Origin of the sequence: Paenarthrobacter sp. A20 (assembly GCF_024168825.1) — a bacterium.
Taxonomy (GTDB): Bacteria; Actinomycetota; Actinomycetes; order Actinomycetales; family Micrococcaceae; genus Arthrobacter.
The window spans coordinates 1,604,203-1,618,934 of sequence record NZ_JALJWH010000001.1; the positions used below are offsets into that span (position 1 = coordinate 1,604,203).

Below are 14,732 nucleotides of genomic sequence, written 5' to 3' on the forward strand. Positions count from 1 at the left end.
TGACCATATAGCGGCCGCCTGCGTTGGCTACCACCCGGACGTGCCTGGACCACCCTTGAACGGGCCTACGATCTGCTGGGTGATCCAGCCGCCGTAGAAGCTACCGTCCTGGAAGGTCACCTGCTCGCCGTTCACCTCACAGGAATCCATATGCTCCGGGTAGAGGGCCACCCGGCTGCTGAGGGCCTCGAAACCCCTGGCTGGCCTCGGGTAGGTCCACCCGCCACGGGAAACTATCCTTCCGCCGGCAACGACGTCGAAATAGTATGCCTCTCCTTTGAACTCGCAGAAGCTGGTGCCTTCCCGGGGAATGAGGACACCCGGGGGAAAGGCATCCAACGGCAGGTAGTAGACCGGTGGATGGCTGGTTTCCAAAACCCTCACGGAATCGGTGGAGTCCGCAATCACCTGGCCGCCAAGCCGAACCACGATCCGTTCCGGGCGTGGTTCAACCTTGGGCGGCCGTGGGTAATCCCACACCGATTCCTGGCCTGGCTTGGGCTTGATGGGCTTGGGACGACGGAAGGACTCGGGAAAGCCGGGAACACGGACCATGCACCCATGCTGCCACCTCCCGCTGGGTCCAGACTGTGAACGTAGAAGCGGGCGGCACGTATTGCTCCCGGGCCTGCCCGGCGTACCATCCAATTCATGAGGAGTGCGAGAGGCGATGGCCGGCGTCCCTGACCATCCGGGCAGTTCGGGTCCGGGATGGAATGAGCCCGAGTATGAGGTCATCGGTGGCGGGATGATCGATGATCAGCGGCGGGTTCCCGATGCTCCGCGGACTGGGCCGGATTCGTCTGCCCGTACCCGTGCGGTGTTCACAAATGCTGTTGCCCAGGCATGGCAGATCGCCCGCCAATCCCTCGCTTCGTGGTGGTTCTGGGTTGCCAGCGCGGCCGGGGTGGCACTCTCATGGGGGATGGCCGTCGGCTTCGTCAGCTGGGGAGAATCCAACGGGTGGTTCCAAAGTACGGTGGCCGGCGCCGTCTTGTTGATCATGGCCGCTTTCCTGGCGTTGATGGCCGCCATATTGGGAACCGGCTGGGGCTTCCGCCATGCGGGCGGAAGCGTTCTGGAATTGCTGCTGGCAGGAGCCATGAGGGGTGTGGCCCTGGCCGTGCCGGTGTGCGTTGCTTTGCTCGTGGTGGGCATCAGCGTCGGCGGTCCGATCGCGCTGGTCGGTGCCGCCGTCGTCGTGATTGTCCTGGAAGCAGCCCTGTTCGGGCTGATCGGTTCTGGTTCGCGGGCGTTGTTCGCAAGCGTGGCGCCCGGCATGGCGTTGGCTGTGGTGTTGGTGGCGTTCCTTTGCGTTGGAAACGTTGCGGTCACCCTCATGCTGCTTCCTGCAACCACCGCCATGGATCAGGCTTCCGTGCCTGTAAACGTGGAGCGGGACGACTCAGGCAGAGTCGTCTCCTACCAGTGCGTGGGCGATCTCCGCCCGGTGGAAGTGGCGCACACGGATCGGGTGGCCTGGGTGGCAGCGTCCAACCCCGCTTTGCTGTTGGGCAGCGTCGGAGCCGGCTTCGTGGCCACAGACAATGAGATCGGGTGGGTATTGTCCGGACTTCAGTGGGCTGTCGACGGGCCCTCACGCGAGGTCCCATGCCTCGGCGGGGAATCAAGCGCGGGACTCGCTCCTTCGGTGCCCGTATTCCTGACCGGTCTCGCGCTCCAGGCCTTGGCGGCCGCAGTGGTCCTGGCGCCGGGTCGCTGGCTGATGGCGCGACGGCAGAATGCTAGTTCGGGTTCCGGCTAGCGTCTTGGCGCGCGTACTCCGAGATCACGACGCCCGACGCGAACGCCGTCGTGGAGACCTCCTTGAAGGCGCTGGGCTGGTAGGCGCCGGGCGCAAAGAGCGGTATGCCATCGCCAAAGAGCAGCGGGCTTCGTTTGAGCACAAGCCTATCGATCTCACCGGAGAGCACAGTGGCCAACTTGCCGCCACCACACAGCCAGATCGATTCTCCTGGCTCGGATTTCAACCGGCGTACGACCTCCACCGGATCTTCGGAGGTCAGCGCAAGGTTCGGGTGGTCTCCCGGGATGTCAGCCTCGGACCGGGTCCGGGAAAAGACCACCTGCCGCAGATGCTGATACGGGCTGGTCATGCCAAAAGGCAGGCCTACCGCGTAGGTGTTCCAACCCATCAATACGGTGTCGAACATCGTCCCGCTGCGCTCGATGCCCATGGCGTCGGCAATCGCCGTAGGTATGGCATCAGAGAAACGTTCATTTTGTGCGTCCATATGGTCGCCCTCAACCGGAAATGCGTCGAACTCGCCTCCGGGACCGGCAATGTATCCATCCAGGCTGACGGCAACGTAGAACACAAGCTCTCGCACGGGACCCCCATCACGGTGTTGTTGTGATTGTGAGACTAGAACAGTGCGTTGCGCCTGCCCTCGAAGGCCCTGCCGAGCGTGACCTCGTCGGCGTACTCAAGGTCCCCACCGACAGGGAGGCCTGAGGCCAGCCGCGTCACGGTGATCCCGATCGATTTGAGCATGCGCGCCAAGTACGTCGCCGTGGCCTCGCCCTCAAGGTTCGGGTCCGTGGCGATGATGATTTCCTGGATGGCGCCGTCGTTGAGGCGTGTCAGGAGTTCCCGGATCCTCAGCTGCTCGGGACCAACTCCAGCAATGGGATTGATGGCCCCGCCCAGCACGTGATAGCGCCCGCGGAAGGACCGCGTACGCTCAACGGCCAGAACGTCCTTGGACTCCTCAACCACGCAGATCACCGACGGATCACGGCGCGGGTCGCGGCAGATATTGCACGTTTCCTGCTCGGTCACGTTGAAGCAGACACTGCAGAACTTCACGCGTTCCTTGACCGTGGTGATGGCCGTGACGAGGCGCTTCATATCCTCGGGATCGGCCTCAAGGATATGGAATGCCAGGCGCTGCGCCGATTTCGGGCCCACACCGGGAAGCCGGCCGAGCTCATCAATCAGCTCTTGAACTGCACCTTCGTACACAATGTCCTCATTTGTTTGAAATCAATGCTGGAGTCAGCGGGGTTGCAGAGGAGAACCGTCCAAGGCGCGCTCTTCGATCAGCTTTCCGCCCAGAATACGCTCCACCGCAGCCCGACCAAAGACCCTCGATTCCTCGATGGTTTCGTCCTCCGGGCTGGGGATATCCTCAGCCATGGTGGCCGGCGCTGCCTGGGTCCGCACGGGTGCTTGGACACGACCGGCTTGGGCTTCAGGACTGTTCGTCAGCCGCTGGTACAGGCTCTGACGGCCGTTGGGATTGCCCGACGGCGCGTCCTCCTCGAGCGTCGCAACCGAACCATGCGCTTCCTCAGGTTGCGTCGCCAAGGACGGCCACACTGCGGGAGCGTTGCCGGCCCCCGGGTTGCTGCCTGCCGGGATGCTGCCGCTTGCGGGGGCGGGCATGGATTGGGTTGCAGGCCAACTCGATGCCGGTGCGACGTCCCAACTGGAGCTTGGGTTCTGCTCGGCATTGGTTGGGTGGCCGTACGCTCCGTTGGTGCTCTCCGGAACCTGGGCTGCAGCTGGCTCGTAATCCGGAGCCTCCGTTGCCTGCTCGACGACTTCCGATGCCGTGGCGGGCTGCTTGCCCACGTTGGATTCCGTGCCCACTACCCAGGTGCCCGGCGCCTGCTCCACAGCCCTTGACCACGGGTCGGCGGATGATGCCGCGACCGCGGCGCTGCCCCCTGCGCCCGAAGCTGCGGCTGTCGGGGTCGTGGAAGATGCCGCCGGTGCCTGGTTGGCCGGTGGTTGGTTGGCCGGGGATTGGTTCACCGGCGCTTGGTTGACGGCGGGCCGCTGGCTGCCAGCTGCAGCAGCCGGGGCAGGGCTTTGTTGTTGGCCATAACCGGATGGGGGTTCCCAGTCTGCCGGAGGCTCTTCATCCAGCGGCGGGGCATCCTCGTCGAGTGGGGGACCCCAATCGTCGTCAGGGTACGAATAGTCGCCGGTGGACTCGGTGCTCAAAGGTGCCGAGGTTCCAGCTGCTGCAGGGGTGCCCGCCGGCGCAGCTGTGCCCGGGGCAGGCGTTGGGGTCGACTGCGAAGGAGCGGGTGCTGCCGGAGTGGTTGGTGCATTTACCGACGCCGTCGCTGTTGCTGCAGGAGTGGTTGGTGCTGCCGCCGTCGCGGGCATTTCCGGCGGAGTGGATTCCGTCGGCAACGGAGTGGTCGCTGACGTTGTCCCTGCAGCCGCAGGGCTGGCGGGGGCAAGACCCCAAGCGGAGTCGACAGCTGAAACCGGGGCTGGTCGCGATTCTGCTGACGACGACGCTGCTGACGATGCGTTGCCTGCTGGCGATTCATCATCAGCCGACGCCGGGGCGCCTGTTGACGATGAAGCAGCCGGAGTTTCCCGGCTAGTAGGCGCTTTTGGGTTTGGCTCAGAGCTCGCTGAGCTGTTGCCGCCAGCGACTGCCACGATCTGGCAGTCGATGCCGAGGGTCTTGTGGATTGCCTGGCGAAGGTTCTCGGAGTGGTCCGCACGTCCAAACGCGCCGGCAAGGCCGCCCGTGGTGAACGCGAGAGTCAGCACCTGCCCGTCGAACTGCGCCACTTGGGCGTTCGGTTCCACGAGCGCCCACGTGCTGCGCTTGATCTTGGTCAACGTCTGCAGGACATCCGGCCATGCGCGGCGCAAGGCCTCAACATCGCCGCTGCCTCCGGAAGCAGCAGGTCCTCCAGAAGCAGCAGGTCCTGCCGTTTGAGCGGGCTGCGGAGCCGGCGCCTGGGGCGCAGCTTGCGCTGGGGCTTGAACGGCTGGTGCTGCTTGGGATGGTGCTGGCGTCGGCGCTTGTACAGGCTCGGGCTGCGAGGTTGGTTCCTGGACCCGATCCGCAAGGGCTGGAGCCGCCACGGATTCAGCAGCCTGCGGAGCGCGACCGGATGCCAGGCGGTCCTCAACAGGCCAGTCGTTGGTGGACACCCGTGGCGCTGTGATGGCCTCACGCGCCCCAGCCTCATCGGCCGGTACTGGAACGGGCGTCGCTGCAGGGGGTACCGGTGCGGCCGGGGTCGGCTCAACGGCAGCGGGTGCCACTGGCGCGGAGGCGGGGACCGGCGTCGACTGAGCAACAGGCGCAGCAGCAGCCTGGCCAGCAGCAGCAGACTGGCCAGCAGCAGCAGCAGCAGCAGCCTGGCCAGCAGCAACAGCTGGCGCGCCGCCGTCGCCCGTGTAATTCAGGCGACGTTCCACGCGGTCGATGCGGGCCGCAATGCCCCGCTCGGTCTGTTCAGCGCTGGGCAGGAGGATGCGCGCGCACAGCAGCTCAAGGTGCAGCCGAGGCGAGGTGGCGCCGGTCATCTCGGTGAGCGCCGTGTTGGTGACGTCCGCTGCCCGTGAGAGTTCGGCTGCGCCCAGGTTGGTTGCCTGGTTGCGCATACGCGCGATCTGGTCGGCGGGCATCCCGCGGAGAATCGCCTGCGCGCTCTCGGGCATCGCCTGGACGATGATGAGGTCGCGGAAGCGTTCCAGCAGATCCTCGACGAAGCGCCGGGGATCGTGGCCGGTCTGGATGACACGGTCCACGGCCCTGAAAACAGTAGCGGCATCGGCGGCGGCGACGGCATCAACGATGTCGTCCAACAAGGAAGCGTGCGTGTAGCCAAGCAGCGCGACGGCGAGTTCGTAGTCCAGCCCGTTGGGTCCGGCGCCCGCCATGAGCTGGTCCAACACGGAGAGGGTGTCGCGGACAGAGCCGCCACCCGCGCGGATCACCAGCGAAAGCACGCCGGGAGCGACCGGAACGTTTTCCTGCTGGCAGAGGAGCTCGAGGTACTGCATGAGCGGCTCGGGCGGCACCAACCGGAAGGGGTAGTGGTGCGTGCGGGAGCGGATGGTCCCGATGACCTTGTCCGGCTCGGTGGTGGCAAAGATGAACTTGATGTGTTCCGGTGGCTCTTCGACGATCTTCAGGAGCGCGTTGAAGCCTGCCGACGTGACCATGTGGGCCTCGTCAATGATGAAGATCTTGTAGCGGTCCCGGACGGGAGCGAAGGTTGCGCGTTCACGGAGGTCGCGGGCGTCGTCGACGCCACCGTGGCTGGCGGCGTCGATCTCGATGACATCGAGCGAGCCGGAGCCGCCGCGGGCGAGTTCGATGCAGCTGGGGCACTTGCCGCAGGGGGTGTCAGTGGGGCCCTCGGCGCAGTTCAGGCAGCGGGCGAGGATGCGCGCAGAGGTGGTCTTGCCGCAGCCGCGGGGGCCGGAGAAGAGGTAGGCGTGGTTCACGCGGTTCTTCCGGAGGGCCGTCATCAGCGGCTCTGTGACGTGTTCCTGCCCGATAACGTCCGCGAAAGAGTCCGGGCGATACCTGCGGTACAGGGCAGTTGTAACAGTCACAGGGGAAACCTACCTATAGGGACTGACATTTAAAGTAAGTGACCCCTCATGCACCCGCCAGAGCCCATCTACCCTTGCTACCTTCCGGTCCTGGGGGAGTTCAACAGGATGACGCCACATGAGGGGCCGTCGACAAGCTTACCCGAACTTACTTCGGGGTTCGAATCGGCCCGAAGGGGGTGTGGAAAACGCTCGACGGCGGGTGGCTGGGCTGCGCGAAACACCGCCAGCCGTTCACTCTTCAATGTGAGTCTCCGGTACGTAAACCACCAAAGCATGAAGCTGCGTCATGGGGACATTTTGTCAGTAACTTCGGCTACAAACAGGTCTCAGCCATTGCAAATCCATAGGCGGCAGCGGACCATGGGTATGTACACCGATTGGGGCAATCTCAAGATTGTGAGCTGCGGGGCCTGGGGGCGAGGGGCCGGACCCGGTGGCTCAACGGTGATACCGCAAGAATGGGCGCGTTGGGGGCGTCCATTTTTCCGTTAAGCGGCACTTCGCCAAGCCGGTCCAAGGGCGCCCAAACGGCCCGATTACACGATGCCGAAATTCTCAGGTACAGTAGTATCTGCTTTCGAATCGGAAGCAAGGAGAATTCGCCTAGCGGCCTATGGCGCACGCCTGGAACGCGTGTTGGGTTAACGCCCTCGGGGGTTCAAATCCCCCATTCTCCGCGGTTGGCCCCAGTCTTCGGACTGGGGCCTTTTGCGTTCCCGGACGCCGTCGCATGGAGCCGGGCTAGTCAGCGTCCGCCTGTTGCTCGGCATCCAGCTGCTGTGCTGCCGCCACCCGTTCCAGCACTTCGCGGCACGCCGCTGTGGCGGGATGGATGCGGCCGGCGGTCCTGGTGGAGGTGAAGACGGTTCGTTTCGGCAGGCCCGGAAGATCCAGCAGCTGAACCGTCCGCGTGCGCCCCGTCCAGACGAGGTCCGGCATCAGGGCCACGGCGTTCCCGGATTCGATGAGCCGGATCTGGGCTTGAAGGTCGGCTGTTTCATAACGCACGTCGGGTTCGAAGCCGGCCGAGCGGCAGGCCTGCTCTGCCCAATGCCGGGAAGCGGCACCCCGGGGCTCCATGACCCACGGCATCGACGCGGTGTCCGCAAGGGAGGAAACGGTCTCGCCGCCGAGTCCCACTGGGGGAGTGGCCAGGCGGATGGCGTCGCTGGTGAGGATGACGCGGTCCAGGCCGCTGTGGTGCGGGGCCGCGTGGCCCGGGTATTGCTCGGCCACCACCAGGTCGAAGTCCCGCGCCCACGTTTCATAGAGGGCTGTTTCGGGTTCGCGCTGGGTCATTTCCACGCGCACCTCCGGGTACTCCTGGCGCATGATGCTGAGGAAGTCCGGAAGGAGTGCCAAGGCGGCGGATTGGAAGACGGCCAAGCGGACCGTCCCTGTGACCATGGAGAGCGATGCCGCGAGTTCGGTTTCTGCCCGCTCCAGGGTCTCCAGCAGTGCGGCAGTGTGTGCCACCAGGATTTCGGCCTGGGGCGTCAGTTGCACGCGGCGCCCTGCTTTCCGGAGCAATTCGACCCCCGCTTCCTTCTCCAGCAAGGTCAACTGCTGGGACACTGAAGACGGGCTGTACTGCATCGCGTCAGCCACCTCCGCGAGGGTTCCGCGGATCTTTAGTTCGTGCAGCAAACGCAGTCTGCGGACGTCCAGCACGGTGGCCTCCAAAGCATCGGGAAGGGTAATCAATATTCGTCAGAAAAGATCGCTTTTCCTAACGTGATTGTAGATCCATACTGATGGAAACAAACAAACTTCTCCGTCTCAGAAGGAGCCCCCATGACCAGCACCATCCCGGATGCCACCGCCCCGAGCACCCAGGATTCCGGACAGTTCGACGCTTTGGCCCAGGAAGCCATTGCCTTGGTCCGCCACTGGCTGACCGAAGCCAGTAAGATCCCGGTCGACGTGTCCGCCCAGCGCCTCGCCGGCGTCCTGAAGGACCCGAACGGCTTGGACTTCACGGTTGGATTCGTCGACGGCGTCATCCGCCCCGAGGACTTGTCGGTCGCCGGCCGTAAACTCGCCGAACTGGCTCCGAAGGTCCCCAAGTTCCTCCCGTGGTACATGCGCAGCGCTGTCCGCGTTGGCGGCGTCATGGCCCCGATCGTCCCGCAGGTTGTCATCCCGATCGCCCGTCGTGTGCTCCGCGAAATGGTGGGCCACCTGATCGTGGATGCCACGGACGCCAAGCTCGGCCCGGCCATCGCCAAGATCCGCCAGGACGGTGTGCACCTGAACGTGAACCTCCTGGGCGAAGCCGTCCTGGGTGAGCACGAAGCGCAGCGCCGCCTGGAAGGCACCCTGAAGCTCCTTGCCCGCGAAGATGTGGACTACGTCTCCATCAAGGAGTCCTCCACCGTTGCACCGCACTCCCCGTGGGCCTTCGACGAAGCCGTCGACCACGTAGTGGAGAAGCTCACCCCGCTCTACCGCCTCGCAGCGTCCTTCCCCAAGCCCAAGTTCATCAACCTGGACATGGAGGAATACAAGGACCTCAGCATGACCATCGCGGTGTTCAAGCGCATCCTGGACATGCCCGAGTTCAAGAACCTCGAGGCCGGCATCGTCCTCCAGGCCTACCTCCCGGACGCGCTCGGTGCCATGCAGGAACTGCAGGAATGGGCGACTGCCCGCCGTGCCCAGGGCGGTGCCCCCATCAAGGTCCGCGTGGTCAAGGGCGCCAACCTTCCCATGGAGCAGGTTGAAGCCTCCCTGCATGACTGGCCGCTGGCCACCTGGGGTACCAAGCAGGACTCGGACACCAGCTACAAGAACGTCATCAACTACGCCCTCACCCCGGAGCGCGTTGACGCAGTCCGCATCGGCGTCGCAGGCCACAACCTCTTTGACGTCGCTTTCGCCTGGCTGCTGGCCAAGGAACGTGGCGTCACCAAGGGCATCGAGTTCGAAATGCTCCTGGGCATGGCAACCGGCCAGGCCACCGCGGTCCGCAAGGACGTCGGCAGCCTCCTGCTCTACACACCGGTGGTCCACCCGGGCGAGTTCGACGTCGCCATCGCATACCTGATCCGCCGCCTCGAAGAAGGCGCCAGCCAGGAAAACTTCATGTCCGCTGTCTTCGAACTGAGCGAAAATGAAGCCCTGTTCCAGCGTGAGCAGAAGCGCTTCCTGGATTCCCTGGCCGGCATGACGGCCGAGGTCCCGGGCCCCAACCGCAAGCAGGATCGCCGCCTCCCGGCCGAGCCCGCGCCGCTCGAGGGCTTCAGCAACACCCCCGACACTGACCCGGCCCTCCCCGCCAACCGTGCATGGGGCCGGGACATCCTCGCCCGAATCCCCGGTTCCACCGCAGGCGACAAGATCGTCGAGTCCACCAAGGTCTCCGACGCCGCCCAGCTGGACCGGATCATCGCCACCGCCGTCGATCACGGCAAGGCCTGGGGCGCCCGTCCGGCTGCCGAGCGTGCAGCCATCCTGCACCGCGCCGGCGAAGTCCTCGAAGCCCGCCGTGCCGAGCTTCTGGAGGTCATGGCTTCCGAAACCGGCAAGACCATCGACCAAGGCGACCCCGAGGTCAGCGAAGCGATCGACTTCGCGCACTACTACGCCGAGCGCGCCAAGGACCTGGAAACGGTCGACGGCGCCACGTTCGTCCCAGCCAACCTCACCGTGGTGACACCGCCGTGGAACTTCCCGGTGGCGATCCCCGCAGGCTCGACGCTCGCAGCGCTCGCCTCAGGTTCCGCCGTCGTGATCAAGCCTGCAAAGCAGGCCCGCCGCTCCGGTTCGGTCATGGTGGATGCGCTGTGGGAAGCCGGTGTGCCGCGCGAAGTGCTGGCACTCGTGCAGCTTGAAGAACGTGAGCTGGGCACCCAGCTGGTTTCGCACCCGAGCGTTGACCGGGTCATCCTCACCGGTGGCTACGAAACCGCTGAGCTGTTCCGTTCCTTCCGCCAGGACCTGCCGCTGCTCGCGGAGACCTCCGGCAAGAACGCCATCATCGTCACCCCGAGTGCCGACCTGGACCTCGCTGCCAAGGACGTCGTGTACTCGGCCTTCGGTCACGCCGGCCAGAAGTGCTCGGCTGCCTCACTGGTGATCCTGGTCGGTTCGGTTGCCAAGAGCGCCCGCTTCCACAACCAGCTGATCGACGCTGCCCGCTCACTGACCGTCGGCTACCCGGAAGATGCCACCACCCAGATGGGGCCGATCATCGAGGCCGCCAACGGCAAGCTCCTGAACGCCCTCACCACCCTGGGCGACGGCGAAACCTGGGCAGTCAAGCCTGAGCGCCTCGACGAAACCGGCCGCTTGTGGTCCCCGGGCATCCGCTCGGGCGTCAAGCGTGGCTCCTACTTCCACCTGACCGAGTTCTTCGGCCCGGTCCTGGGCGTCATGACTGCTGAGACCCTCGAGGAAGCCATCGCCATCCAGAACGAGATCGAGTACGGCCTCACCGCTGGCCTGCACTCCCTGGACTCGGCCGAAATGGGCGTCTGGCTGGACACCATCCAGGCGGGCAACTTGTACGTCAACCGTGGCATCACCGGTGCGATCGTCCAGCGCCAGCCGTTCGGTGGATGGAAGAAGTCGGCTGTTGGTGCCGGAACCAAGGCCGGTGGACCCAACTACCTGATCGGCCTCGGCAGCTGGCTTCCCGCCGAAGCGAAGGCCAAGCGTGGCACCGTGCTCCAGGGTGCGGCCGCGCAGCTGCTCTCTGCTGCAAAGTCCGCTGATGTGACGGCTGACGAGCTTCAGATGCTGCAGCAGTCACTCTTCAGCGACGCCGCAGCGTGGGAATCCGAGTTCGGCACCAGCAAGGACGTCTCCGCCCTGTCCGCAGAGCGCAACGTCTTCCGCTACCGCTCCCTCCCCGTCACCATCCGCCTCTCCGAAGGCGAGCGGCTCGCTGAGTTGCTGCGCGTCGTAGCAGCCGGTGCAGTGGCGGGCTCGAAGCTGACGGTGAGCTCCGCCGTCGTACTTCCCGACGCTGTGGTCACCGTGTTCGCGAACCTGGGCGTCAGCGTCCGGATCGAGGACGACGCCGCGTGGCTGGCCCGTGCGGCCAGCTTCGACGCCGGCCGGATCCGCCTGATCGGTGGCGACTTCGCCGCGCTGAGCGCAGCCATGGGTGGCCGTCCGGACGTCGCGGTCTACCACGGCGACGTAACGCAGGCCGGTCGGATCGAGATGCTGCCGTTCCTCCGCGAGCAAGCTGTGTCCATCACGGCCCACCGCTTCGGCACGCCGAACCACTTGTCCGATCACTTGATCTAAGGGCATGCGCCGAGGGGTGAGCTCTCGGCTGAAAGCACGCGCGAAAAGGTTGAAAGCCAACCCCTCGGCGGGCCCATATAACGTGGGCTTGCGTCGAGGGGTTGGCTTTCGCTTTTAAGCTTCCGCGTAGCCCAGCCTTTGCAACCTTCGGCGGGCCGCTTGCTCGCTCGGACCACGGGAGCCCAAGGCAAAACGCACCATCCCCAGCACGCCCCGTGCCGCCGAGATGACGGGCAGGCGCACGGGACCAAGCCGGGCGGGACGAAGACCGAGCAGGTCTCGATACTTGGGTTCAAGACTCGCGACGGCGGCCGCGAACAATATGCGGTAACCGGGTTGGAGCAGCGGGCTCAGTGGCGGATAGCGAATGAACGACACCGTCTCGGCCAGACGCTCATCGGCCCGCAGGATCCCGGAGGCGTACCACTGCTCCAGCTCGTCGTGGACCTGGGCCTCGGTGAGCGGGGGATCGGTCACTCCCATGAGCCGTCCCGCTGCTGCCCACTCGCGGACATAAGCATCCGGACCGCCAGGGATCGGCCGGCCCCAGATCCTGTTGGCGGTGATGAAGGACTCCGCGTAGGTGACATGGACCCAGCGGAGGAGTTCGGGATCATTGGCGGCGTACTGTCGTTGGACTCCGTTGCCATCCATGTAGGTCCCGCGGACGCGTTCGTGGATCTTCCGGACACGGGAGGTTGCGGCTTCGGCGGCCTCGGTGGAGCCATAGGTCACGGTGAAGATCCATCGCACGGTGTTGGCGAGCCTGCCCAGGGGGTCTTTCTGGAACCCCGAATGCTCGTACACCCCGGCCAGCGCACCTGGATGGAGGGCCTGCATCAACAAGACCCGGATCCCGGCCACGATGGTGGCCACATGGCCATGCACCGCCCAGACAGCCGACCCCGGAAGGTGATATCCGGCGTCGTTCCCGTCTGCGAGGCGCGGCACCCACTCCGGAGGCGTGCCCGACGTTCCCGTGAAGGTGCGCTGCAGTTCGTGCCTGTACTCGGTGAGGTAGTTCCTCATGCATCCCATTCGACCTCCATTTAGCGGAGGTGTACAGGGGAGATTCTGTACAGGTAATGCCCTAATGCGGACGCATTAGGGCATTACCTGTACAAAAACGCGGGTATTAGCTGCGGACGCGGCGTCGTTTCGGTGCCGCGGCCACCAGCAAGGCGGCGATGGCGACGGCGGCACTCAGGATCAGTCCCGGACGGTACTGTTCCAGCATCGCCTGGGCGCTGACGGTCCCGGCGGCTTGACCGTGGCCGCTGACCAGGGCCGTGGTGACTGCCAGGACCAGCGCCGCTCCCACCTGGGTGCTCGTTTGGATCAGGCCGGCGGCGAGACCCTGTTCGGAGTCCTTGATTCCGGCCGTGGCCTGTACGTTGATGGACGGGAAGGCCAGTGCGAAGCCGATGCCCAGGAGGACCACCGACGGCAGGATGTCCAACACGTAGTTTGGCGTGGTGCCGACGCGCAGGAACAGGACGTAGCCCAACCCGAGGGCGGTGAGGCCCGTCAAGATCAGTTGCGTCGCACCGAACTTCTCGATGAGCCGGTCCGCGAAGGGTGCACTGGTCGCCACCAACAAGCCCGCCGGCAGCAGGGCCAAGGCCATTCCCAGCGGTGTCCAGCCGAGGACGGACTGCAGGAACATGGTGACGATGAACTGGAAGCTCAGGTAGGAGCCGAACAGCCCCACCGCGCTGAGGTTGGCCCTGGCCACCCAACCTTCCTTAAGGATGCTGAAGCGGATCAGCGGGTGCTTGACCTTGTTTTCGATCACCGCGAAGGCTGCCAGTACGGCAACGGAGACTGCGAATCCGGCGATTGTTGCCACAGATCCCCAGCCTTGTTCCGGTGCTGACACCAAGGTGTACACGAGGCCAAGCATGCCCAGCGCCAGGGTCACTGCACCCCAGATGTCGTGCCCGCTGTCTTCAACGGACGGCTTGTCCTTGGGAATGAACTTGATGCCCAACAGGACAACCACCACCGCGATGGGCACCGAGACCAGGAACGTCCAACGCCAGCTGAGGCTGGTCATCAGCCCGCCCACCACCAGGCCCAGCGAGAAACCGCTGGCACCGAACGTGGTGAAGATGGACAGCGCCTTGTTGCGCTCGCGTCCCTCCGCGAAGTTGGTGGTGATGATGGAGAATCCGGTGGGTGCAGTGAAAGCGGCCGCGAGGCCCTTGATGAACCTTGTGGCGATGAGGATGGCGGGATCGTCCACCAACCCGCCCAGGAGCGACGCTGCGGCGAACACTGTCAGCGCAATGAGGAAGATTCGACGGCGGCCCAACAGGTCCGCGAGTCGGCCGCCGAGGAGCAACAGGCTCCCGTAGCCAAGGACGTAGGCGGAGACGATCCACTGCAGGGAATCGGTTCCGAGGTTGAGTTCCTGTCCGATGGAAGGCAGAGCGACGCCAACCATGGAGACATCCAGCCCATCAAGGGCCAGGACGGTGCAAACAACCATCAGCAGCAGCCACTGTGCCCGCGTCCAGCGGACGGCTGAAACCAAGGGTGGCTCGGTGGAAGTTTTGAGGGTGGTGGGTGATGTCATGCGATCAATCTATATGACGCGTCATTCAATGACAAGGACTACGATGATGTGTCATTCAATGACGAAGAATCTTATGACGTGGATTCAAATGGCGTAATGAACTAGAATCAGGGCATGGCAACGACGCATGACCGTCAGCTGGTTGAGCAGTGGCGCAGCATCCAAAACTCCTACTTCCGTACCGCGGGAGCTATCGACCGCGCCCTGGAAGCCAAGTTCGACATCGGCCTGAACGAGTTCGAAATCCTGGATCTCGTGGCCGAAAGCGAAGAGTCTGCATGCCGGATGAAGGCGTTGGGAGAGCGCACCCCCATGACGCAAAGTGCAGTTTCCAAGGTTGTCGACCGGCTGGAGAAGGCGGGCCTGGTCTCGCGCCAAACCTGCGTGGATGACCGCCGTTCGTTGTTCCTGGAGCTGACCGAGGCCGGCCGCGCGCTCCACTCGACTGCCGCCGTCGAGCACCGTGCGTTGCTGAAGGAAAACCTCGGATAGAGGTGCAGGCTACCCACTAACTCCAGACAGGGGGAGGCCTCTCCAGGCAAGGTTGTT

Annotated in this window: 10 protein-coding genes, 1 tRNA gene and 1 other RNA gene; 4 read left to right on the plus strand and 8 right to left on the minus strand. The window is 64.7% G+C overall.

The genetic code is table 11. The annotated features are described in order from the left end of the window. Window positions 1–27: 27 nt before the first annotated feature. Window positions 28–555: a DUF427 domain-containing protein gene (locus J3D46_RS07760; RefSeq protein ID WP_253466201.1), complete on the minus strand. Its 528-nt coding sequence runs from the start codon at window positions 553–555 to the stop codon at window positions 28–30. A 115-nt stretch (window positions 556–670) separates the two neighbouring features. On the opposite strand from J3D46_RS07760, the gene J3D46_RS07765 reads away from it, so the two are divergent. After that, a complete protein-coding gene (locus tag J3D46_RS07765; protein ID WP_253466204.1) occupies window positions 671–1,765 on the plus strand; it encodes a hypothetical protein in 1,095 nt (364 codons plus the stop codon). Here the strand turns inward: J3D46_RS07765 and J3D46_RS07770 are convergent. The 4 genes from J3D46_RS07770 to ffs all read right to left on the minus strand — a co-directional run bounded on the left by J3D46_RS07770 (window position 1,746) and on the right by ffs (window position 6,477). Further along, window positions 1,746–2,351 carry a dihydrofolate reductase family protein gene (locus J3D46_RS07770; protein ID WP_253466207.1) on the minus strand — a complete coding sequence of 202 codons (606 nt, stop codon included), beginning with the start codon at window positions 2,349–2,351 and terminating at the stop codon, window positions 1,746–1,748. The genes J3D46_RS07765 and J3D46_RS07770 overlap by 20 nt on opposite strands. Window positions 2,352–2,386: 35 nt before the next feature. After that, on the minus strand, window positions 2,387–2,986 hold the full coding sequence (recR, locus tag J3D46_RS07775; RefSeq protein WP_253466209.1) for a recombination mediator RecR: 600 nt from the start codon (window positions 2,984–2,986) through the stop codon (window positions 2,387–2,389). A gap of 33 nt (window positions 2,987–3,019) precedes the next feature. Further along, complete coding sequence (locus J3D46_RS07780; protein ID WP_253466211.1) at window positions 3,020–6,346, minus strand: DNA polymerase III subunit gamma and tau; 3,327 nt, start codon at window positions 6,344–6,346, stop codon at window positions 3,020–3,022. Window positions 6,347–6,380: 34 nt separating this feature from the next. After that, an RNA gene (gene ffs, locus J3D46_RS07785) (signal recognition particle sRNA small type) lies at window positions 6,381–6,477 on the minus strand. A gap of 464 nt (window positions 6,478–6,941) precedes the next feature. Here ffs and J3D46_RS07790 point away from each other — a divergent pair. Continuing rightward, window positions 6,942–7,026 (plus strand) — tRNA-Ser (locus J3D46_RS07790). A gap of 64 nt (window positions 7,027–7,090) precedes the next feature. Here J3D46_RS07790 and J3D46_RS07795 read toward each other — a convergent pair. Then, the gene (locus J3D46_RS07795) at window positions 7,091–8,020 is read right to left on the minus strand and encodes a LysR family transcriptional regulator (protein ID WP_231340529.1); all 930 of its coding nucleotides are present in this window, start codon (window positions 8,018–8,020) and stop codon (window positions 7,091–7,093) included. 123 nt (window positions 8,021–8,143) lie between these two features. Between J3D46_RS07795 and J3D46_RS07800 the strand changes: the two genes are divergently transcribed. Then, window positions 8,144–11,605, plus strand: coding sequence for a bifunctional proline dehydrogenase/L-glutamate gamma-semialdehyde dehydrogenase (locus J3D46_RS07800; protein WP_231340488.1), 3,462 nt, complete (start codon window positions 8,144–8,146; stop codon window positions 11,603–11,605). A gap of 114 nt (window positions 11,606–11,719) precedes the next feature. Here J3D46_RS07800 and J3D46_RS07805 read toward each other — a convergent pair whose 3' ends face one another. Further along, window positions 11,720–12,643, minus strand: coding sequence for an oxygenase MpaB family protein (locus J3D46_RS07805; protein ID WP_231340489.1), 924 nt, complete (start codon window positions 12,641–12,643; stop codon window positions 11,720–11,722). Between the two features lie 97 nt (window positions 12,644–12,740). Then, window positions 12,741–14,183, minus strand: a complete 1,443-nt coding sequence (locus J3D46_RS07810; protein WP_231340490.1) for an MFS transporter — start codon at window positions 14,181–14,183, stop codon at window positions 12,741–12,743. 114 nt (window positions 14,184–14,297) lie between these two features. Here J3D46_RS07810 and J3D46_RS07815 point away from each other — a divergent pair, with 114 nt between their 5' ends. Continuing rightward, window positions 14,298–14,675, plus strand: a complete 378-nt coding sequence (locus tag J3D46_RS07815) for a MarR family winged helix-turn-helix transcriptional regulator (RefSeq protein WP_159705631.1) — start codon at window positions 14,298–14,300, stop codon at window positions 14,673–14,675. The last annotated feature ends 57 nt before the right edge of the window (window positions 14,676–14,732 follow it).

Excerpts from the sequence above, each read along its gene's own strand:
- J3D46_RS07760 (WP_253466201.1), bottom strand. The coding sequence starts at position 555 with ATGGTCCGTGTTCCCGGCTTTCCCGAGTCCTTCCGTCGTCCCAAGCCC.
- J3D46_RS07765 (WP_253466204.1), top strand. The coding sequence starts at position 671 with ATGGCCGGCGTCCCTGACCATCCGGGCAGTTCGGGTCCGGGATGGAAT.
- J3D46_RS07800 (WP_231340488.1), top strand. The coding sequence starts at position 8,144 with ATGACCAGCACCATCCCGGATGCCACCGCCCCGAGCACCCAGGATTCC.
- J3D46_RS07805 (WP_231340489.1), bottom strand. The coding sequence starts at position 12,643 with ATGGGATGCATGAGGAACTACCTCACCGAGTACAGGCACGAACTGCAG.
- J3D46_RS07810 (WP_231340490.1), bottom strand. The coding sequence starts at position 14,183 with ATGACATCACCCACCACCCTCAAAACTTCCACCGAGCCACCCTTGGTT.
- J3D46_RS07815 (WP_159705631.1), top strand. The coding sequence starts at position 14,298 with ATGGCAACGACGCATGACCGTCAGCTGGTTGAGCAGTGGCGCAGCATC.